Origin of the sequence: Aquimarina sp. U1-2 (assembly GCF_017897595.1) — a bacterium.
In the GTDB taxonomy this organism is placed as follows: domain Bacteria; phylum Bacteroidota; class Bacteroidia; order Flavobacteriales; family Flavobacteriaceae; genus Aquimarina.
The window spans coordinates 357946-378729 of sequence record NZ_JAGKIK010000003.1 but is presented as its reverse complement, the minus strand read 5'-3'; the positions used below and the strand labels follow the sequence as shown (position 1 = coordinate 378729).

21 protein-coding genes are annotated in these 20784 nt (G+C 38.4%); 3 read left to right on the top strand and 18 right to left on the bottom strand.

Annotated elements, in window-relative coordinates; translation table 11 throughout:
- Nucleotides 1-76: 76 nt before the first annotated feature.
- From J8281_RS06625 to J8281_RS06575, 11 genes are all read right to left on the bottom strand, one after another.
- Nucleotides 77-754, bottom strand: a complete 678-nt coding sequence (locus tag J8281_RS06625) for a hypothetical protein (protein WP_210196810.1) — start codon at nt 752-754, stop codon at nt 77-79.
- 65 nt (nt 755-819) lie between these two features.
- Nucleotides 820-1548 carry a nuclear transport factor 2 family protein gene (locus J8281_RS06620; protein WP_210196809.1) on the bottom strand — a complete coding sequence of 243 codons (729 nt, stop codon included), beginning with the start codon at nt 1546-1548 and terminating at the stop codon, nt 820-822.
- Between the two features lie 75 nt (nt 1549-1623).
- A complete protein-coding gene (locus J8281_RS06615) occupies nt 1624-2409 on the bottom strand; it encodes an SDR family NAD(P)-dependent oxidoreductase (RefSeq protein WP_210196808.1) in 786 nt (261 codons plus the stop codon).
- Nucleotides 2410-2594: 185 nt separating this feature from the next.
- Nucleotides 2595-3053, bottom strand: coding sequence for a (2Fe-2S)-binding protein (locus J8281_RS06610; protein WP_210196807.1), 459 nt, complete (start codon nt 3051-3053; stop codon nt 2595-2597).
- A gap of 11 nt (nt 3054-3064) precedes the next feature.
- Nucleotides 3065-5302, bottom strand: coding sequence for a xanthine dehydrogenase family protein molybdopterin-binding subunit (locus tag J8281_RS06605; protein ID WP_210196806.1), 2238 nt, complete (start codon nt 5300-5302; stop codon nt 3065-3067).
- Nucleotides 5303-5307: 5 nt separating this feature from the next.
- On the bottom strand, nt 5308-5988 hold the full coding sequence (locus J8281_RS06600) for a hypothetical protein (protein WP_210196805.1): 681 nt from the start codon (nt 5986-5988) through the stop codon (nt 5308-5310).
- Nucleotides 5989-5992: 4 nt separating this feature from the next.
- Nucleotides 5993-6787: a DUF481 domain-containing protein gene (locus J8281_RS06595; RefSeq protein WP_210196804.1), complete on the bottom strand. Its 795-nt coding sequence runs from the start codon at nt 6785-6787 to the stop codon at nt 5993-5995.
- A gap of 28 nt (nt 6788-6815) precedes the next feature.
- Entirely contained in the window at nt 6816-8060 is a 1245-nt protein-coding gene (locus tag J8281_RS06590) for an epoxide hydrolase family protein (RefSeq protein WP_210196803.1), read from the bottom strand.
- 18 nt (nt 8061-8078) lie between these two features.
- Nucleotides 8079-8717, bottom strand: a complete 639-nt coding sequence (locus tag J8281_RS06585) for an NADPH-dependent F420 reductase (protein WP_210196802.1) — start codon at nt 8715-8717, stop codon at nt 8079-8081.
- 10 nt (nt 8718-8727) lie between these two features.
- Nucleotides 8728-9567, bottom strand: a complete 840-nt coding sequence (locus tag J8281_RS06580; RefSeq protein WP_210196801.1) for a nuclear transport factor 2 family protein — start codon at nt 9565-9567, stop codon at nt 8728-8730.
- 296 nt (nt 9568-9863) lie between these two features.
- On the bottom strand, nt 9864-10850 hold the full coding sequence (locus tag J8281_RS06575) for a sigma-54-dependent Fis family transcriptional regulator (protein WP_210196800.1): 987 nt from the start codon (nt 10848-10850) through the stop codon (nt 9864-9866).
- A gap of 275 nt (nt 10851-11125) precedes the next feature.
- Here J8281_RS06575 and J8281_RS06570 point away from each other — a divergent pair, with 275 nt between their 5' ends.
- The 3 genes from J8281_RS06570 (at nt 11126) to J8281_RS06560 (ending at nt 12660) form a co-directional block, all read left to right on the top strand.
- Nucleotides 11126-12088 (top strand): AraC family transcriptional regulator, encoded by a 963-nt coding sequence (locus tag J8281_RS06570; protein ID WP_210196799.1) that lies wholly within the window; start codon nt 11126-11128, stop codon nt 12086-12088.
- 182 nt (nt 12089-12270) lie between these two features.
- Nucleotides 12271-12438 carry a hypothetical protein gene (locus J8281_RS06565; protein WP_210196798.1) on the top strand — a complete coding sequence of 56 codons (168 nt, stop codon included), beginning with the start codon at nt 12271-12273 and terminating at the stop codon, nt 12436-12438.
- Nucleotides 12439-12660: a hypothetical protein gene (locus tag J8281_RS06560; RefSeq protein WP_210196797.1), complete on the top strand. Its 222-nt coding sequence runs from the start codon at nt 12439-12441 to the stop codon at nt 12658-12660.
- Nucleotides 12661-12946: 286 nt separating this feature from the next.
- On the opposite strand, the gene J8281_RS06555 is transcribed toward J8281_RS06560, so the two are convergent.
- The 7 genes from J8281_RS06555 to J8281_RS06525 all read right to left on the bottom strand — a co-directional run bounded on the left by J8281_RS06555 (nt 12947) and on the right by J8281_RS06525 (nt 20378).
- Nucleotides 12947-13933, bottom strand: coding sequence for an MBL fold metallo-hydrolase (locus J8281_RS06555; RefSeq protein WP_210196796.1), 987 nt, complete (start codon nt 13931-13933; stop codon nt 12947-12949).
- Nucleotides 13934-13942: 9 nt separating this feature from the next.
- The gene (locus J8281_RS06550) at nt 13943-14320 is read right to left on the bottom strand and encodes a putative quinol monooxygenase (RefSeq protein WP_210196795.1); all 378 of its coding nucleotides are present in this window, start codon (nt 14318-14320) and stop codon (nt 13943-13945) included.
- Between the two features lie 143 nt (nt 14321-14463).
- Nucleotides 14464-15276, bottom strand: coding sequence for a helix-turn-helix domain-containing protein (locus J8281_RS06545; RefSeq protein ID WP_210196794.1), 813 nt, complete (start codon nt 15274-15276; stop codon nt 14464-14466).
- A gap of 21 nt (nt 15277-15297) precedes the next feature.
- The gene (locus tag J8281_RS06540; protein ID WP_210196793.1) at nt 15298-18015 is read right to left on the bottom strand and encodes a sigma 54-interacting transcriptional regulator; all 2718 of its coding nucleotides are present in this window, start codon (nt 18013-18015) and stop codon (nt 15298-15300) included.
- A gap of 377 nt (nt 18016-18392) precedes the next feature.
- Nucleotides 18393-18656, bottom strand: coding sequence for a glutaredoxin domain-containing protein (locus tag J8281_RS06535; protein ID WP_210196792.1), 264 nt, complete (start codon nt 18654-18656; stop codon nt 18393-18395).
- Nucleotides 18637-19839, bottom strand: a complete 1203-nt coding sequence (locus J8281_RS06530; RefSeq protein WP_210196791.1) for a cation:proton antiporter — start codon at nt 19837-19839, stop codon at nt 18637-18639. Before J8281_RS06530 ends, J8281_RS06535 begins: the two co-directional genes overlap by 20 nt.
- Before the next feature lie 62 nt (nt 19840-19901).
- The gene (locus tag J8281_RS06525) at nt 19902-20378 is read right to left on the bottom strand and encodes a Dps family protein (RefSeq protein WP_210196790.1); all 477 of its coding nucleotides are present in this window, start codon (nt 20376-20378) and stop codon (nt 19902-19904) included.
- Nucleotides 20379-20784: the final 406 nt, after the last annotated feature.

Below are 20784 nucleotides of genomic sequence, written 5' to 3'. Positions count from 1 at the left end.
TTTGTGTTTATAAACAAAGGATATGATGAGCTAAAATCCTATTCGATAATTCATAGCTATTTGGTTTTATAATTTCTCAACCAACAAGCCCCGACACAGTTCCCTTATCGTGTTCCATAAGCCTTGACGACACCAGCCACCACCATAGCGTATGACCATTCGTAAACCAGGAGCCATTCGTTCCATTTTTATCCCAAGCCACTTCTTTTGGGTGTTTTGGTAACGGTAAATGATACAACCTATCTGTATTTACTTTTGATATTATCTCCAACGTTTCAGGAAATACCAACCCTTCTTGTTCTAATGCTTGCTTGGGGTTATCAATCAACAGTTTTCTGTAACCTTCATCATTCCAGCTTCTTCCTATCAATTGGATGGTAAGGCCTTCCCGAAGTGCTCTTGCTTTTTCAAGGTCAAGTGTCTGCGCCATCCAATACCATAACTGATGTGCAAACATCCACCAGCCAGAGATTTGCTCATAACGGTAATAAAATTCTTCTTTTGGTGGTATGGCCGGCACTACAAATACAAATTCGTTCTCTGTTTCTTGCAGCACAATTACTTTCAAGCTTTCCGGTAAAAAAACATCTTCATTTTCTAATACTTGATTTGGATTTTCAATCAATTCGGTTTTAAAATCGGCATCGGTCCAGGCCAAATCTAAAATTCGTGCCATTTTAGTTTCCTTAGTCGGCCCAAAGTCAGCGACCGGTATACCTGACCATGTATTTGAAATTTTCTTTAGCTTTTGCATTTCTATGTTTTTAATTTTGTTCTTTTAGACCTTTATCAAATCACTGTTTTAATCAAAACGATGATTTATTTTTTATTTCTTTCTTTTGCTGTTTTTGCAAATCTTTGGCGGTACACCAGGTCTGGCGAAAACTCTGAAGCGATGGCCATTTGGTCATACACACGTGAGGTGAAGCGCCATTTGCCATTTTCTTTCCTCAGCCTGTCAACCACCACACCGTGACCGGCAATGAATGGGGACTGATTGGCATCCTCACCATCCATAGGGAACAGTTTAAGGGATATTAAATAATGTACCGATTCCGCTTCATTATCACCGATTGCCCGCGTCGTTACGTTAAAAGCATGATGGCGATAACCATCGAATACTTGCGGATTCTTTTTAAAAAAATCAATCATTCCTTCGGCACCTACCATCACCTGAAAGGGATGGTCTTGCACAAAATCATCGGCCAATAATTGACGGAATGCCTCAAAATCACGGGAATCTTCAGCCAGATAAAGTCTGTTCACTATCTCTCTAATCATAACGATATCCTCGGCCGGTAACATGGTAACCCCTTTGGTCTGTACCATTTTTTTGGGGAGAACGGTTTCCTTGTTGTTTAGAAACGGTGCTGATTTTTGTTGCTGTGCCTGAATATTGCCCAAGCTAGACGTTACTATGATACACAAGGAAATTTTGATTGCTTGTGCAAAGGCAATGGTTGACCTAAACGTACCTTTGTTTTTAGATGATATAGTGCAGCCGAATTTTGTATTTCTTGTTAATATGTTGTGTGATATATGTTTCATGATGTATGATTTAAATTTAAAAATGGATAAAATGTTTATGTACCTAGTTTTTCTATGCTTTTATCAAGAACTGTTTTAAACAGGCAAGGCTGCATTTGACATTTTGCTGGTGATACCACCATCTACCGCCAAAACCTGTCCTGAAATGTATGCAGCTTCATCTGATGATATGAATACCATGACCCGGGCGACTTCATCCGCATTTCCGCCTTCTCCCAGAGGCACATTTGCTTTGTAGTAACCAGACATATCTTTACCCTGGGTATAACGTTGCAACATTTCAGTGTCGATGACTCCAGGAGCGATGCAGTTTACCCTTATACCATGCTGACCCTGTTCAACCGCCAGTGATTTGGTGAACATAATAATACCGCCTTTTGTCAAAGAATAGATTGACACTCCGCCATTGCCCAACAAACCGTACATGGAAGAAACGGTACAAATACTTGCTCCTGGTTTTTTGAGGTGGGGCAGCGCATATTTAATGCTATAAATGGTGCCTAAGAGATTCGTTTCAATTATCATGTCTATCTCCTCATCGGGCAAGCCATCCAATTCAGCTGTTGTGGGCTGTTCTGCCCCGGCATTTGCCAACAGCACATCTATTTTTCCGTATTTTTCTACAGTTGATTCGATAGTCTCTTTAATCGAATCTTTTTTTCTCAAGTCCATCTGAAAAAAGGTAGCTTCGCCGCCTGATTTTTTAATTTGCTCCACTACTTTTTCTCCTTTTTCCTTTCTTCTGCCCGTCACAACTACTTTTGCCCCTTGCTTTGCAAATAATAAGGCGGCAGATTTTCCCATGCCGCTTGTTGAGCCGGTGACTAACACTGTTTTTTCTTCGAATGTCTTTTTGTCCATTTTACCTATTTTGTGTGTTTCTTTGCTTTACAATTTCTGAAACTTTATGACCAAAGTGATATCGTTTTTTGGACATTGTGTGTCACTTTTTGGGCAGTGGTAGCTTAACCGCTGCCGATTTGATTACTATTGCCCGTTAATATTTGCCACGAAGTATCAAAATGTTGAGCAGCTATAATTATCGGTCAAGATTTTTTCAGCTTTGCTGCTAGATGGATAGCTTTTCTTACCCTGTAATAAGTACCGCAACGGCATAGATTTGTAATGGATTTATTAATATCCTCATCAGTTGGGTCGGGATTGTGTTCAAGCAATTTTACCGTAGACATAATAAAGCCAGACTGACAGTAACCACACTGGGGCACTTGTTCTTCTATCCACGCTTTTTGAACGGGATGCAATTCATCTTCAGTACCAACACCCTCAATCGTCGTGATGTTTTTCCCTTCGGCATATTTAACGGGAAAGGAACATGAACGGACTACGGTATCGTTTACATGTACCGAGCAGGCACCGCAAAACGCTTTTCCGCAGCCAAACTTAGTACCTTTTAAGCCCACGGTGTCCCTGAGCACCCATAAAAGGGGAGTATCCGGGTCGTCATTGACGCTCACTTTTTTTTTGTTTACTTTGAATGTTATCATTTTTGATTGCTTTAAATTGTATGGGTTGATACTGGAAGAAGATCCGCTGAATATTGCGTATAAACGCCGTGTTTACCTAAGGGTAAGGTTCGATACCTTTTTCTCGTTGCATCAAAGATGGCGTTGCAAAGGGCAGGAGCAATAGGTATTGGTCCTGATTCTGCAATACCGCCAATTTTTTCGCCGCTGTTTATGAATAGCGTTTCAATCTCTATATCAAATTCAGGCATTGTCAGCATTTTAAACTCATTAAAATTGCTTTCTACTGTTCTGCCTTCTTTAAAATTGATTTCAGAGTTAAGTGCTGCGCTCAAGCCCCAGACCAAACCACTTTCGATACTTGCCCGGGCGATACCAGGGTCAAGCACAGTGCCACAATCTACTACGGTCGTGATTTTATTGATTGTCAAGATGCCCGATAAACCTATGGATACATCCACCACTTGTGCCACAAAACTTTCAAAAGAATGGGTCAGCGCTACTCCCAAACCTTGGTTTTTTTTGCGTGGCTTGTTCCAATTTGAAGCTTTTGCCGCTAGGTCAAGTACTGCGGTAGACCTAGCGTCTGCAACTAATTTTTTTCTGTAGGCGATAGGGTCTTCGCCAGCTTTTGCTGCCAGTTCATCCAAGAAACTTTCCAGCGCAAACACATTGGGGCCAAAACCCGTGGTGCGCCACACCGATGTTGGTGGTGGCAGTCTTAGCATATTTGTTTCTAACAATCGATTTTTAATGTGATAAGGAATTTCTTTTATCCCTTCAGGGAATGACGGGTCTTCACCTTCAAAAACATAATCCACACTGGTCACTGCCTGTAATATGGTAGGCGAGACTAGCTTTGTTCGCATAGCGATGGGCATACCAGTATCATCTACCGAAGCTTCAAACTCCTGCATGGTTCCAGGTCTGTAAAAATCGTGCTGCATATCTTGCTCTCTGGTCCAAATCAGCTTGACCGGCTTACCTGTTTTTTTTGAAAGGAAGACAGCCTGAAAAACGTAATCTGCCAGGAGCCTGCGACCAAAACCTCCACCAAGATAGGTTCTGTGTACAGTAATATTTTCTTTGGGAATATTGAACTCCTTTGAAATTAGGATTTGCGCCATTTCTTGTCCTTGGGTAGGCGCCCAAATTTCAACTTTATCGCCTTTGACCTTGGCTGTAGCATTCATGGGTTCCATGGTGGCATGGCTTTGCCAAGCGCTGTAATATTGTGCTTTATGAGTTTTTTCAACCTTTTCAAGCTGTTCAATTGGAGTGCCTTCTTTTACGGACTCGTGCCATTTTTTTCCTTTTAAGGTTTTTTCATAAATAGCATACAATGACTTACTATCCATCTTTTGGTTCACACCTTTATCGTAGACAATTTTTAGGGTATCTAAAGCGCGCCTTGATTGCCAATAACTCTTCGCGACCACTGCAACAGCCTCTTGCTTATTAAATCCGGGCGGATACGCTACAACAGGATTGGCTACAGGAATTTTAAAGAATTCAACAAAACCAGACTGCTTCCGCACACCATTCTCATGTATTTCTTTAATACGCCCACCAAAATAGGGGCATATTTCTATGGAAGCGTAAAGCATATCCGGCAACTCGACATCGATACCAAAAACGGCTTTTCCATTGACTTTTTCGGGTATATCTACTCTTGGTAATGATTTATTTCCGGTCAATTTCCACTCTGTTTGAGGTTTTAGCTTAACATTCTTGGGTGCTGGCAACTTACTAGCCGGTACAGCGAATTCGCCAAAAGTGGCTTTCTCTCCGTTTTTGCCGATGATGTAACTGTTCTCAGTTCTCAGCGAAGCTTTGGGGACATTCCATTGCGTTGCGGCTGCTTGCTTCAACATCTCACGTGCCGTGGCTGCCGTTTTTCGTAATATATCATGAAAGCCACGGATACTTTCTGCATTGCCCGTAAATTGCAAATCGTATTTCGGGTTTTTAAATGCAGGGTCGGTAAGGCTATTTTCAAGTAGTACGTTTGACCAATCCGCACCTAACTCATCTGCCAGTATTGCCGGTAAAGTGGTACTGGCACCCTGACCCATTTCTGCCTGGTGTACTATTAAAGTCACTTTATTGTCCATGTCGATTTTTATAAAAGCGTTCAAGCTTGCCAATTCACTTTCCTTTGAATTGTTAGAAAACTTCATACACCCCTGTAATAGAAGTCCGCCGGCTGCTAAGCCAGTTGTTTTTATAAAGTTTCTTCTTGAAACTGCATGTATTATTATTTTGGCCATCAGTATTATTTTTTTGGTTCCTTATCCTCAGTAGGTACCTGAGCCCCGGTAGCCACCCATTCTTTTAATATTTCTACAAATTCGTCGTGTGGTATGGGTATGGGTTCTCTACCTTCACCGGGATCCCAGCCCCATAAGACCAAGGGGTCTTCTTCCATATGCTCTACCAAATCCTGTGGTGACATATTACCGTTTTGCTCTTTATCTAATAATCGCTTACCAAGTTGGGCATCGTTTAACCCGATCCAGCCCATGCTCAACGGTGCTAAATGCCATCTTGATTTTAAAGGGTCATCCGGTTCTGGAGCACCCGGCACACCAGAAGCCAAATTATTGGAAGCACCATGGCAGCTGATACATTTCATACCGATAACCCCTTTACCGTGATTTCCTCTTTGCACATTGAACATGTGCCTTCGCATTTCATCACCTTGTCTGGGGTAATCGTCACTAGGGTGGCAATTGATACAGCGTGGATGCCGCAGTACGGCCGCTACTTCGCCAAATAATTTTAAAGAGCGTTCCCTATCCGTGCTATCTTGTACGGTAATGGGAACGTAGCCTGACTTATTAGAATTCGCCAAACTTGCAGAATAAGCGACTGAAGCTAGAATTAAAAGTGGAAAAAACAGGAAATACCATCTCTTTTTAAGCATCTTCAATAACGGATCATTTTTTCTTCTCATATCTTTAGTTTTTTTTATAGGTTATGCCCAGCGTGATGATGGAGTCCCATTGATTTCGGCCTTGCAGCACGTAGGATTCATAAGTAGCCAGCCATCCGATTTTAAAATAAAGTTTCTTGACCATTTGTATCAAAAATGAAGAATTGACGAAGCTGCGATAATCCTCAAAATCATCAATAGTAGGCTGTATCCACCCTTCAAATTCAAAAATCAACTGATTTTCGTTCAGCTTGACATCGCCTCTTACCCTTGGAGACATTCGCCAAACTGAGCGAATTGAACTACCATCTATTTCATCTCTATTGAAATCCGTATCTCCATAGTTGGTTCTTTCATACCAGCCCGCCAAGGTAAACTCTGCGAATACAGTCTTTTTATCAATGACTTCTATACCCCCACCTAAACCAATGAAAAACCGAAAGTCAATATCCCGTGTTCTGCTCGTTTCGATTCCGCCCACAGCAATCGGAAACGTCTTTTTTTCGGGTCGCAACCTGAATGCATTGTAGGCCAAAAAGTCGTTTTCTTGCCACCTCTCACCCACTTTCCCAAATTGATAATTGAGCACCAAGCGGTTTTGAAAATTAGAGGATGCCGTTTTCAACAAGCCGTTGTTGTTGACCAGCAATCGCGTGGCACCATCATCGCTAAAAAAACCACTGGTAGAAATATCATACGACCATTTTATCGTATCGTTTTTTACCGTATTTTGTGCAAATGTGTTTTTTATGCCCATGCTGTAGTACATTATTACGATTGAAATTATTGAGACTGCAGTTTTGTAAGTCTGGTTGTTCATAAACCCACCTTTTACAAGGTCAATGCCACTATTTTTTCATTAGAATTTCATTAAAATAGGCCAATACGTCTTTGGTGAACTCTTCTGGCTCTTCTAAACAAGCGAAATGCCCTCCGCTACTCATCGCTGTATATCTTACCAAATTGTAATCGCCTTCAATCCAGGTTTTGGGCGGTCTTCCGTTTACCATGTCCGCCGGAAATAGTGCTACGGCTGTAGGGACTTTTATTTTTTCCCCTGGATGCATTTTTCCTTTCGTTTCAGTAGCAAAACCTCTGTAGAACCAGATGGAAGAATCGATATTGTCATTTACAATGTAAATCATAGCGTTTGTAAGTAGTTGGTCTTTGGTGAATGCACTTTCAATATCATCTCCCGAATCGCTCCAAGCTTTAAACTTGCTAATGATCCAAGCCGCTGTGCCTAAAGGACTGTCAATCAATGCAAAACTGGGTGTCTGTGGTTTATTTGCCTGTAATGCAAAATAATCCAGTTCCCTGCTTATAAATGCCTGCGCTTCTTTTGCCCATTCCTTTTCTTGTTGGGTCATTTTATTTTCGGGTTTCGGGCTAGAGGGCACCAGGTTAAGATGAATGGCTTTTACATGGTCTGCATGATTATATGCCAAATAGGTGGTTACAATGCATCCTAAATCGCCTCCCTGTGCTCCATAAGATTCGTATCCTAAAACTTTGGTCATCAGGGTATTCCACAATCTGGCTGTAGTTACAGGTCCAACTGGCGATTTTGTTGGTTTTGACGAAAAGCCAAATCCCGGTAAAGAAGGGACGATTACGTCTAAACCATCTTCTGCGTTGCCCCCATATTTTTCAGGATGTGCCAATCTATCGATAGCGTGTACAAACTCAAAGACAGAACCCGGCCATCCATGGGTAAAAATGACCGGTTGTGGGTTGGTACCACTTCCTTTTTCATAATAATAATGAATGTCAAAACCTTCAATCTGAACTTTGAACTGTGGAAATTCATTCAGTTTCTTTTCTTCTTTTTTCCAATCATAATCCTGTACCCAGTAATCTTTCAGTTCTTTCAAATAATCATAGCTCATGCCATAACCCCAACCGCCATCACCAATACGCCCCGCCCAATTGGCATTTTCGACCCTATTTTTTATGTAATCTATTTTGGATTTAGGTATATCTATTTTAAAAGGAACAGGTCTGCTGTAGTCCGTGCTTTGTGCAGTTACACTTAAAACTGTGCAGAATACGATTAAAATTCCTGCGGAAATTTGAATGCTTAACTTTTTCATGATGTTCTCTAAATGTGTTTACTTTCTTTCTTTAAAATCAGCTTCAAACAATTGGGTTGCTTCCTTTTCATCCATAACCTTGTCAGAATATTTTCCGAACAGTTCTATAGGCTTAGAATATTTAAGTTTGCCATAGTAAATCGGCAAGAAACCTGCATCAGTAATCAGTTGTTCGGCTATTTTTTTTAATTCTTCGTAATCTGTTGTGTAAGGGATCACCAATAGGGGTTGCTTGTGGTGTTTTTCAGCCATAATAGTGGCCATCATACTACTGAATACTTTGATGATTTTACTATCGGGAAGTTTTTCCTGAAGTAGTGTTCCCCCGGAAATATCATTGGGTATTGCTCGCACTACCTTGCCGGCGTCATTGTATTGATAAGGGTTTGTAGCGTCTAGGATGGTTTTCCCAGAAACATCCCCCATGTTTTGTAGTGCTTCGTCCAGCGTCCAATAATTAGTGGCCAAAAAAAGTATGTCTGCAAATGCCACGGCATCTTGTACCGTACCGCTAGTTGTACTACTACCTGCCTCTGCCACTAAACCAGACAATTTTTCCGGATTACGTGAACTAAATAAAACTTCGTGGCCCGCTTGTGACCAGAGTTTCCCGATGGTGCTTCCTATGCTTCCTGAACCTATAATTCCTATTTTCATGATTTTGACTTTATTGTGAAATTTTCATTTTTGCTGGATCCCAATAGCCAATATGGCTTATGATTTCTCCCTTTTCATTATAGGTGGTAACATTGACACCCTCAAAGGTGGCTTTCTTGCCGTCATGCATCAGGCCCCTTCCGGTCCATTTTGAGGTGGCTATCAATCCGTTTACAAAAATATAATCGGGGTAAAGCCCTGCTGATTTGAAAGCCGACATAAAATTAGTGCCAATCGCTTCAATTTCTGCTCTACTGTTTGGTGCCGGGCTGCCATAAGGGTCGTTTATATAGGCATTGCCCGCAAAAGAATCTGCCCACACTTTGGCATCTCCGCTTTGGGTGGCCTTAAAATAATCTTCGGTCCATTTTTTTACCAGTTCTTCTGTAATTTCAGGTTGGTCGCCTAGATAAATCTCACCTTTTCCATCATCGAAGAAGCCGTTGACCGAAGTTACCGTAAGCCAGCCTCTTGCCCCTTTGTATTTTCCCGTACCTCCGGTAAATTCACCGGAAACCTTGATAACGACATTGCTGGGTTCTGCCGTGAACTTTGTGGATGTGTATGACAGAAAGAGTAAATCGCTCTCTGGATTTGAGCCTTCAAATTCGAACATATTAATTTTCATGGTACCCATCAGTTGGTTTTCGCCATTAAAAAGTACTCTGTTCGCGGTAGCACCATTGATATGCGTATTTCCTTTTTTTCCATTTTCAAACTCCCAATGCCAAGAACCGGTAAGCTGTCCGGATTGTGCATAAACAAAAGGGTCATTGTTTTGAATGGCATAGCCTTCTGCAAATTGATAGCCTCCGATGACCTTGAATTTTATAGTTTCTTGTGCGCTCATATTATTAATTATGATTGATATAAAAATGAATGGTAAGATTAACTTTTTCATGTATTTCTGGATTTGATTATAGAAACCATTTGAGCTTTTTAATTGACTATAAACAAGCATAAATTGCTAATTTGCACAATTAAGGAAAAACTGTTTAAGCGTTTATGATTCAAATATCATGAATAGTGGTGAAGAAGACGTATCCTTTTTTGGAAGAATACTGATACTTTTTGGTATATGCCTTGTGGGCATTATACCATAGTAGATTTTAAAAATTAAACCAACTAGAAGTAAACGAGACGTAACTACTTGGTACTAATCCCAAGCTTTTTCAATCTAGAATCTAGCGTACTGGCATTTACTTTTAGAATTTTTGCCGCGCCTTTAGGGCCGCTCACTCGCCAACGAGTATGCTGTAATACTGCTTCAATACAAGCTTTTTCAATATTCTCTTTATATTCTTTTATTCTTGACATCGTCAGTTTTTCAGGTCGATTTAGGTCTAAAAATTGAGATACATCACCTTTAGCAGCGGGAACCTGTAAATTTTGAAAGCGTTTAGGATTGATATGCAAAACTGTTTCTGATGAAGTGACCAGTTGTTGTTGTATTCGATTTTTGAGTTCACGTACATTACCAGGCCAATCATATTTTCTAAAATGAGTAATGGTATTACTAGTAAATCCTGAAAAATCCGTATCCAAAGAATTTGAGAGTTTTCGTCCGAAATATTCGGCAAGTAACGCAATATCAGCACCACGCGCTCTTAACGGTGGAATGTAAATGGTTAGTTGTTGTAAACGAAAAAGCAAATCAGCTCTGAAAGTACCCATTCTAACCATTTCAGAAAGGTTTTTATTGGTTGCGGCGACCACCCTAAAATTAATTTTTCTGGTCTCATTACTTCCTAAACGCACCACTTCTTTCTCTTGCAGTACCCGTAAAAGTTTGGCTTGTATAGTTAATGAAAGTTCAGAAATCTCATCTAAAAAAATAGTGCCATTTTCGGCATATTCAAATTTTCCCTTGTGATCGTTAACCGCACCACTAAAAGCCCCTTTTATGTGACCAAACAATTCTGATTCAACGATTTCTGGGGAAAGTGCCGCACAATTTATTTTTACCAATGGAAAATTTCTTCGAATTGACTCCCTGTGAATTGCATTAACAACTAATTCTTTGCCCGTACCTGTTTCGCCTTCTATCAAAATTGCAGCGTCTAAGGTTGAGAATGCCTTTATTTTCTGTTTTACCGTTTGCATTTCGGCACTATTTCCTATGATTTGTTCCATAATATGGATAAGATTTTAAATCAAAAGTTTCTTATGTTACGTATGAAGGAGTAATTAGTAATCAAAATCTACTTGCGACTACAATGTGAAAAGTTAAACAAAAAGGTTGTCTCTTTGGATATTTTTTACCATTTTTTAGCAAAAATCATAAAAATAAAATTTAATAATTTTTGATTAAAACCTTTTTATAAGCAGAATAAGTATTTTAAATAACTGATAAACAAATGATTATGTTTTAAAAACTTCTTGGTATAATAGTAGGTTACATTGTAAGCATGACTAATACAACTAATCAATATTGTTCAAGCCTTACCCTTGATGATTTTGTACAAAAATTAAAAGGAGACCATTTTTTTAATCACAAATACCGATTTGCAGGAGGTCTCAATGGTATTTATATCGATGAAATAAAGGAATTTTCTAAAACGATAGCCCAATTACCTCAAACGTATGTTCAAGACTTTTATGTCATCTACGTTCTAAACAGTGGAAGGCTTTCAAAAATCACACAGAATAAACGTGTTCATTTTGAAACCAATACAGTAGGGATATCGCTCCCCGGGCAGATGAAAAGCTGGAAAACTATTGATAATCCCCACGGTTATCTCATTGCTTTCTCCAAAGCATATTTGTCATCATTGAAGTATCGGAAAAATATGTTACTTGAGTTTCCTTTTCTTCTCCAAGGTCAGTACGTAGATAGCAGATTGAGTATGGATAGCGATATCTCTTTTTTTCAACTGATGCAAAAAGCCAATGCTAATTTCGAAACGAAAGATAGTATTTCTTACGAACTTATACGGGTAGAGGTGCTTGAAATCTTGTTACATCTTAAACGTCATATTTCTAAGCAAACTTCAATGCTTTCCTTTATATCTGCTCACAATTCTACCCTTACACATCAATTTTTTGAACATCTTGAAGACCATTTTGTATCAGGCATTAAAGCGAATTATGTAACCAATAAAAGTGTGCATGATTTTGCCAATGCGCTTAATGTACACCAAAAAGTACTGTGCAACCAAGTAAAAAAATCAACCGGTAAAAGCCCAAAAACCATCATACTAGACCGTTATATACTGGCAGCGCAATGTAAATTGGTACATACCTCAATGCCCATTTCAGAAATAGGTTATGTGTTGGGCTACAGTAATCCGTCTTATTTTAGTCGGTTTTTCAAAAAAAATACTGGGGTATCTCCCCAAGAGTATCGAGAGGACTTTTATGCTATTACCTAAAAATACATAGTAAGCATCTAAGTCACGCTTTTGATGATAAATAATAAGAGAAAATAGGGTTCGATTGGATATTACTTTGGTTTTAAATGTATATTGTTTACAACAGATTATTTTTGAGTTAAAACGGAAACTATGCATAAAAAACTAATTGGATTACTATTTCTTTTGATAACCATGTTAGGTTGTACTGGAAAAAAAGTCAGAAGGAAGAGAACGATTTGCAATCCCTGGAAGCATCTAAATACACTATAGACTTTCCACTGGATAGCTTGTTGTCTTTTGATTCTGAAACCGAATTGAAAGCAATATTTGGTAAAAATGTGGAAAGGGGAATAGGTAGATATCCATAAATGGAAGAGACGTACAACAATAGTTTATTATTTCCTGGAACTAAAAATCAAGTTGAGTTTATCTGGGAAGAAGATTCACTACATTTTAATACTCTGCTTTCTTTCAAAATAGCTGGGCATCAGACAGAATGGAAAACAAAAGAAGGGATTACCCTTGGCAATACAATCGAAGAGCTTGAGGTTTTCAATAAAAAACCATTTACATTTTATGGTCTTGAGTGAGATTACTCCGGGGACATACAATGGGAAGGAGGTTACTTGGACGACCTTCAGATTTATGGAAGTCTGAATTATCCAGGAAATTCACCATTACCCAAAAAGTTTCATAGCTTGATTGGCGACCATACCATTAAGAGCTCTTCAAAAGTAGCTAAGGAAGCCGGACAAGTTCTTAGTGAACTGGTGATATTTAAAAAGCGGTAGTATATAGCACACCTGTAAAATAGCATGCTTGTGTAATCAAAGTCGGTTTGTTTATTCTAATAGTATACCGCACAAATCTAAAATATTATATTAACCAAGTTGAAGGAATCCACTGGTATCCATTAGCTAGTTTTTGAATATTTCCAAATGCGGGAAAGGGTGTATGATACGATAATACGGTGATTCTTTCAGCAACTGCCATATCTACTACTTTAATTCTCTTTTTATACGCTTGCTTCGCATCTTGGTCAAAAGCAGTTGCCCATTCAGGATGTTTTAAATCAAAGGCTGGATGGTGAAAAATATCACCGGTATGCAATAGCGAGTCTGCTCCAGATTTTATCCAAAAACAGGTGTGGCCCGGCGAATGCCCGCTTGCGTCAATAGCCTGTATACCACTCAACACCTCTTCGCCATAGCGAAATGTTTTGATATTGTTTTTAAAGGGAACAAGGTTTACACCAACTGCATTTTTAAAATTATCCCTAAACCCTTGTTCAATGGGCATGCTCGATAAATCTACGGATGAAGTAGACCAAAAATTCCATTCCTTTTCACAGATATGTACTACGGCATTCGGAAATACTTGTTCTTCATTCATGGTCAATCCACCAATATGGTCTAAATGACAGTGGGTCAACAGCACAGCTGTTATTTCTTCACCGGTAACTCCCAATTTCTTCAGGTTATCATTTAGCATCCCAAATCCATCACCTAAACTTTTTCCTGCGCCAGTATCTATTAAGATTTTTTCGTTTTCGCGTTCCAGTAGCAAACAATTACACTGCAATAAGTAATCCTTTTCAGGTAAAAAATAAGATGTAAGACTCTTAGCAACCTCTTCTTCTTTAACATTTACCGCATACAATGGATAAGCTGGAAAAAGCGATTGGCCATCTGAAATAACAGTGGCATCAAAATCACCTACCTCGAAATGATAAAATGGAGTATTTTGTTTACGCTTACTCATGATTTTATTTGGTTTGTTATATGTTTTTGAAAATAACGGTAGTGGTAAAGAAAATCCTATACCAGCCGTTATCATGGTTTTAATGCTATTTCTTCTGTTCATGGGAGCTACCTATTTTTGTAAGTCTCGCTCCATAAACACCCTAATTGTGGGTATTCTAGCAATCATCGGAAAATATTTAGACCAGAATTGGCTCATGTGAGGGGTCGTCATATGTGCCTTTAAAACTTCTACGTTTTTCCATCGCTCATATAAAAAGTATACATTGGGTTCTTCAGGATGACGACTTAACTGAAACTCAATATTTCCTTTTTCTTTTCTAACCTTTGCAATTACTGGAGCAAATTGTTTTTCAAATTCAATCTCCATACCGGGTATTAATGTAATATCGATCAATACGCTAAAGGGCTTATCGGGGTCTGATACTTTTTTCACTATCGGGTCTGATAGTAAATTAGGGTCAATTTCTTGTGCTTCTGTATGCATCATTGTAAAAATTAAGAGAGGAAAAATTAGAGACTTAAAAAAATTAATCTTGACAGTTGACTTCATAACATTTTGGTTCTAAATGATATACAAATATCATAAAGATTAAAACTGACTTGACTATACAAATTACTGGAGTAACTGGATTATTTGCCGGAATTACGAAAGTGGGTAGCTGTGCACCCTACATTTTTCTTGAAAAAACGATAAAAATAATCTACGTCTTCATAACCTAATTGATACGCAATTTGAGAAACAGATAAAGAAGTAAACAGCAATCTTCGTTTGGCCTCAAGAATGATTCTTTCATGCAAAAGTTGGGTAACTGTTTTACCTATACCAGATGTAGCGATTTCATTTAACCTTTTTAATGAAAGATATTGTTTTTCAGCATAGAATGAAGCCTTTTTGTACGCAATATAATGCTGCTCGATGTTACTTCTAAGAATTATTATCGTATTGGTAGTGTTTTCTTGATAGTTTTTTGAATTGGGTTTGATTCCTCTTTGGTAATTGATCAATACTATTTTGAGATAAGACTGTAACAAAATTCTGGATGAATTATTGCGGTTGTATTCTTGTTGCATTTCATTAAAAAGATGTTGAAATTGTGCGAGTTCTTGTTCACCTGGTTCAAAGAAGGGGGAATGACAGAAATAGTGGTATAATATACTCCTGAATGATTCTTTATTCTCATTAGCATTCAAATCTAAAAATGTATCGGAAAAACGTACAACACAGCCTTCAAACTCCGTAACATTTACCTGTATTGCTCTTCCTCGAGCAATAAACCAGATGATATTATGGGTTACTTGATGCTCAAAAAAATCTACGGCAATACTCCCTTTACCTTTCCGAAACAAGAACAAGTAGTATTGGTTTATTCTTTTTGTTCCGTTAGCATAATCTTTAAAAAAATCTTCTAAGGATAGTATTTGAAAGTCAGACAGTTTCTTCATTTTTTAGTTTGATACGCTTTATCATTTTCTTCCCAACCCCAACTTCTTTATCCTATATTCCAAGGTGACTGCTTTAACATCCAATAAGGCTGCTGCGCCGTGGCGACCACTCACGCGCCACTTTGTTCTTTCCAGCACTTGTTCCAGCAGGTGCTTTTCCAGCTCTTGTTTGCTTTGGTCTATGTCGCTGAGCGTAAAATCTTCTGGTAAGTTGAACAGCTCGTTTAACTTATTTTTATATTTTCCCATTTGAAGCATCTCTGTATTGACAACAAGTGAAAGCATCTCCAACTCACTCTTTCTATTTTTAACCAATTCTTGTTGCAGGATATTTTCAAGCTCCCGTACATTGCCAGGCCATTCATGGGAGCGCATACGCTCTTTTGCCGCTTCACTAAAACCGAAGAAATTCAGCCCTGATTTATTGGCAAATTTATGGGCGTAATGTTGGGCAATCGTTATCACATCACCATCTCTTTCACGTAAAGCCGGTAAATAGATAGGATAGATAAAGATGCGATAGAACAAGTCTGAGCGAAATGTACCCTCAACTACGGCCTGTTGTAAATTTCGGTTTGTTGCTGTTATCAATCTAAAATTAAGCTGTTGGGTCTGGTTACTGCCCAATCGTTCTATTTCCTTTTCTTGCAAAACCCTTAGCAGCTTGGCTTGTAAATCTAACGGCAATTCACCTATCTCATCCAGAAAGATGGTGCCATTATTTGCAAGCTCAAACTTACCTACTCGGGTTTTAAGCGCACCGGTAAAAGCACCACGTTCATGACCAAAGAGTTCGCTTTCTACCAAATCTTTAGGTATGGCGGCACAATTTACTTTAACCAGAATGTTGTCTTTCCTTTTGGAATTTTTATGGATGGCACGGGCAATCAATTCTTTACCTGTACCAGTTTCACCTTGAATAAATACAGAGGAATCAAGCGGAGCCACGTGCGCAATTTGTTCATATACTTTTTTCATGGTGTCGCTTTCGCCAATAATTTCACCGAAATTGAATGTTTTTTCTACCTCTTCTTCCAAGTATTGTTTTTCTAATTGTAGTTTGGCGTTGAGCTTTTCGATTTGTTCAAATGCCAATAGTTTATCAAGTGATAATTGCAGAGTGAGTATAATTTCTTCCAAAAGACGTTGGTCTTGATTGCTATATCCAGCTGTTTCCCTACTTAGAAAACTGATACGATAATGACCGGGCAGTGATAACTGTAATGAAGTACTTAGCCGACTTCTTGCCTGAAATTTTTCAGATGTTTTTTTAAAAAACCTATTTTTCTTCTTGGTCTTTTGAAATGATGCATCATTCTCTAAAAAAGTTTTTTCATTTTCTTCATATTGCAAGAGGTATTCATCTTCCGTTAGTGCTACAAAATCTAAAAATTCCTGATAATCAAATTGACGATACTCTTCTGCACCGATACGTTCAAACGCATAACAAAAGTCAATGCGGTTATCCGGCTGAAAAGCAAACACAATTATACTGCAATCAATGTAAGCTTGCAGATGTTGTACCAAATGCAATAGTTTTGTGTTCCAACCGCTTGGTCGATTCAAAGCATTGACGAGGTTTACCTGCAGAGATTTCTCTTCTTCTCGTTTTCGCAGACTATTATTGGTCAAAATATTACTTAAAGAAACTGATAGCTGTTCGGTTATATTCTTGAAAAGTGAAAACTGCGCTTCCTTAAAAAACTCTTTTTCTAGAGAATTGATGCAAAAAAGACCAAATTGCTTTCCGCCAATTTTTAAATCATGGACTAAACAGTCTTGGTATCGGGTTTCTTTAAAGTCGTTCAACTGAAACTGATCATAATAAGGAAATTGTTCTATAAGGTTCTGAAAATTTTGCTGCAAAGGTCCCTCTATGGTTTGAAGTTGTTTCATGGTGTACGCCACCGGCGAACCTGCATGCAGCATCAACTTTTGAGATGACTTGAGAATGGCATCATTCCATCGAGATTTTGAAAAATCAGAATGAACACCTGCTAAATTGTAATGGTGTTGTTCATCTTCAGTCAACAGAAAAATACCCACGTCGTAAAAACCAAAGATGGGTTTGATGTCCTGCATTATAAAACGTAAAAAATCTGCCAAACCATGTATTTTAGATACTTCTTGACTGATACTCAATAAAAGGGCTTTGTCTCTCTCCCGTTTTTTTACTTGTTCGAAAGCGAGAATATTACTTACCGATGCTGCTATGACCGATGCGATTTGCTCAAAAACTGGAATATTGGCAGAAGAAAAAAAATTATTGTTTTTACTGGTAAAACACAATAATCCAACCCGTTTCCCTTGAAACATTAAGGGTCCGGCAATCATTTTAGTAAGACCAGCATCGAGAATAAATTTCCACTGCGGATTGGGATAAATTCTTGCCTGCTCCTCCATGTCAAAAAAAGTAACCTTATCCGTGTAAATCCATGCCTTTTTATGCCGACCACGGTAAGGCCATGGCCCCAATAGTTCTTTTTTTGCGAGTTCATCTTGTAATTTGCTGGTCACATTTACCTCCAATAGTTCCCAAAAAATATCTTGATCTTCGTCTATAACAAAAAGTCCCATTTCATCAAATCCCAAAAGGGGCTTAATCTTGGCATAGATATTTTTGTATAGTTGCCCACGGTCTTTACTATTAGCAAGAGACAGCGAAATATCTAAAAGGGCATCATCAAACGTATTGTTTTTCTTTTTTGAGGAAGTTGAATTCTGCTGGTTGGCACTCATAGATTTATTATAAAATTCACAAACAATTTAGGAAATTCCTAAGAATTATCATAGTCTTCCAGATGGATAAAGAATATTTGCGTATTCTCCAAACTTCACTCCTAAAAACTTAATCGGTTTTTACTTTTACTACAATACTAATTTGTCAACTTTGAATACAACTTAGAAGATTTATTTAAAGAGTCTTTAGAACTTCTTTTCTGTATTTGAACCTACTTGCCAATATTTATAAATTACGAACGGTATAGAGATATATCTTTAATAAATCAGATATATATTCATTAACCCGTTTTCAGCAAGATTGAGCAAACAAAAACAGAAACTTTACCATTAAAATAGACATAGCTAATTGACCACTTTTTAAAATTAGAAGAAGACTAATTATCATCTCGAAGATTATACATATCCAAAAAATCATTCAATTCTGGGATAGATGGATTTTTTAGAAAATACTTACCATAAGTGACCGTGGGAAATTTGAGTTCTCCATCATACAAAGAACGTACCTTAGCTTCTGCTTGTTTATCGGTCTCTACATTAAAATCGTCAAATGCAACCCAAATAGATTGCAGGTAATTTCTAATTCTTGTCGATTTAAGGCACCAATCGGTACCGTAAAGTCTAAGCCCTTTTTCTTCCATAGCGTCTATTTTTTATCAATCGTGCGAAGGCGGGATGAAAGTTTTCAGCCTTTAATACAATGACTGGAGTGACCGACATGAGCAAGATAGATACTGCAAGGAATATCTGATAATTCTGTACATTCATTAGGTTGTATTTCAGCCCGCTTTGGGCCAACACAAATGAGAATTCTCCAATCTGAGCAATTGAAAAGCCTACGGCCAAGGCAGTCTTCCAGTCTAATCTCAATATTTGAACAGCCAAAATGCCAGCGGCTACTTTTACCATGAGGGTAAAGAAAAACCAAAAGACGATAGACTCTAAGTCGGTTAAGAAAATCTGAAAATCTAAAAGCATACCCATTGAGATGAAAAAGAAGCTCATAAATACATAACGAAAGGGTAAAAAACACGAAATAGCCATGTGGTTATAATCCGTCTCAGAGATGATGAGCCCTGCAATAAAGGCACCTAAAGCAAGGGACAACCCCAATTGTTCTGTCAATAACGCTATGCCGGTTACCATAAAAACTAAGGCAATCAAAAAGACTTCCTGGCTTTGTACACGCATCACAGTTCTGAGAAAAAATGGGATAACATATCGTGCTAACAGATAAGCCAAAAGGGCCATCATGGTCATCTTGCCCAATAGCCACAATAAGGCTTCCGCAGGGCTCGCCTCACCTACACCCGCGAGAATAGGCGTCAATAAAATAAACGGCACGATTATGATATCCTGAAAAAGCAAAACTGCTAAAATAAACCTACCGTGCGGCGTATTGATTTTATTGCTGTCTTGTAGTACCTTGATGACAATGGCCGTACTACTAAGGGCATATAAGAATCCCCAAAAGATGCTTTCTTCAAATGTGGGTTTGTTGACCAGCCAGATTAAGCTTGCTGTGATTGCTATGGTCAAAAAAACCTGCGAAGCTCCACCTACCAAAACATATTTTTTGATTTTTTTGAGGTTGGTAAACGAAAATTCAAGACCTACCGTAAAAAGTAACAGAATAATTCCTATTTCGGCATAGACCTCTACTTCTTCCATATCGGCAAAATAAGAGCTCGTATTTGGACTCAATAGTACACCCGTGATTAAATAACCGATGATATACCGTATTTTTAAAAACTTGCAAATGATTATGACCAGGGTTGCCACACCGAATATGGCAAAAATATTGAAGAGTATATGATGTTGCATAAATATTTAATTATGAATAGTTAATTCATTGGCACGTCTTTTATACATTCGGAACGCTTTGATTATTCTAAATATGCCCTTAGCATCCAAGCAGTCTTTTCATGTGTGGTCATCAAAGAAGTCATAAAGTCGGCCGTTCCGGCATCGCCATACTCCTGTTCTGCTTTTTCCAAGTCCTTCCGAAGGTGGGAAACAATGGTTTCATGGTCTGTAATCAAACTGAGCAGCATCGCCTTGGCATTATCGTCTTCGGTCTCGTGCTCCTCCAAACGGGATAATTTGGTAAATTGTTTTAGTGTACCAATACTCTGAAACCCAAGAGAACGAACACGCTCTGCCACTTCATCTATCTGCTCCTCAAGTGCGCGATATTGCTCCTCAAAAAGTTCATGTAGGGATTTAAACTGCATACCGGTAACATTCCAGTGATATTTTCTGGTTTTGGTATATAATATGAACTCGTCTGACAATAAATGGTTCAGTAATTGTGCTGAACCAAGCCGCTGTTTTTCTGATAGCCCTAGGTTTACTTTTTCCATAATGATGTATTTGAAGTTGTTTTAAGTTTGATGAAAAAAAAATTGTTCATTCGATCATTAAGAATCCACTTGTACGAATTTTCAGTAAAATCTCGATTGACCAGACAAACGCTTGGCTTCGATTCCCAAATATTTAGAGTGAATTGGTAAAACCAAAAAACTATGGTAGTTAAAATTAGTCGCAGTACTTTACATTCCTTTTGAGAACGAAGAGAACATTCTTTTTACCTGCAATATCGTGTTTGTAGTATATTATTAATTGTCACAAATAGGACAATCAATGACACTTTTTAAACCTGGGCTCATCTGTAATCGAGAGGGCTTATGCAAATAGAAGGACTACACGCTAAAGCTAAGGTTCTAAATGAAATTCATTTTCAGAACTTTAAAAAGTTGTAGCTATTCA

Coding starts and splice junctions, on each gene's coding strand:
- J8281_RS06605 (WP_210196806.1), bottom strand. CDS start 5,302: ATGGCCAAAATAATAATACATGCAGTTTCAAGAAGAAACTTTATAAAA.
- J8281_RS06585 (WP_210196802.1), bottom strand. CDS start 8,717: ATGAAAATAGGAATTATAGGTTCAGGAAGCATAGGAAGCACCATCGGG.
- J8281_RS06615 (WP_210196808.1), bottom strand. CDS start 2,409: ATGGACAAAAAGACATTCGAAGAAAAAACAGTGTTAGTCACCGGCTCA.
- J8281_RS06540 (WP_210196793.1), bottom strand. CDS start 18,015: ATGAGTGCCAACCAGCAGAATTCAACTTCCTCAAAAAAGAAAAACAAT.
- J8281_RS06590 (WP_210196803.1), bottom strand. CDS start 8,060: ATGAAAAAGTTAAGCATTCAAATTTCCGCAGGAATTTTAATCGTATTC.
- J8281_RS06620 (WP_210196809.1), bottom strand. CDS start 1,548: ATGAAACATATATCACACAACATATTAACAAGAAATACAAAATTCGGC.
- J8281_RS06595 (WP_210196804.1), bottom strand. CDS start 6,787: ATGAACAACCAGACTTACAAAACTGCAGTCTCAATAATTTCAATCGTA.
- J8281_RS06560 (WP_210196797.1), top strand. CDS start 12,439: ATGGAAGAGACGTACAACAATAGTTTATTATTTCCTGGAACTAAAAAT.
- J8281_RS06525 (WP_210196790.1), bottom strand. CDS start 20,378: ATGGAAAAAGTAAACCTAGGGCTATCAGAAAAACAGCGGCTTGGTTCA.
- J8281_RS06530 (WP_210196791.1), bottom strand. CDS start 19,839: ATGCAACATCATATACTCTTCAATATTTTTGCCATATTCGGTGTGGCA.
- J8281_RS06610 (WP_210196807.1), bottom strand. CDS start 3,053: ATGATAACATTCAAAGTAAACAAAAAAAAAGTGAGCGTCAATGACGAC.
- J8281_RS06575 (WP_210196800.1), bottom strand. CDS start 10,850: ATGGAACAAATCATAGGAAATAGTGCCGAAATGCAAACGGTAAAACAG.
- J8281_RS06580 (WP_210196801.1), bottom strand. CDS start 9,567: ATGAGCGCACAAGAAACTATAAAATTCAAGGTCATCGGAGGCTATCAA.
- J8281_RS06535 (WP_210196792.1), bottom strand. CDS start 18,656: ATGGAAGAAAAAGGGCTTAGACTTTACGGTACCGATTGGTGCCTTAAA.
- J8281_RS06570 (WP_210196799.1), top strand. CDS start 11,126: ATGACTAATACAACTAATCAATATTGTTCAAGCCTTACCCTTGATGAT.
- J8281_RS06550 (WP_210196795.1), bottom strand. CDS start 14,320: ATGATGCATACAGAAGCACAAGAAATTGACCCTAATTTACTATCAGAC.
- J8281_RS06625 (WP_210196810.1), bottom strand. CDS start 754: ATGCAAAAGCTAAAGAAAATTTCAAATACATGGTCAGGTATACCGGTC.
- J8281_RS06600 (WP_210196805.1), bottom strand. CDS start 5,988: ATGAGAAGAAAAAATGATCCGTTATTGAAGATGCTTAAAAAGAGATGG.
- J8281_RS06545 (WP_210196794.1), bottom strand. CDS start 15,276: ATGAAGAAACTGTCTGACTTTCAAATACTATCCTTAGAAGATTTTTTT.
- J8281_RS06555 (WP_210196796.1), bottom strand. CDS start 13,933: ATGAACAGAAGAAATAGCATTAAAACCATGATAACGGCTGGTATAGGA.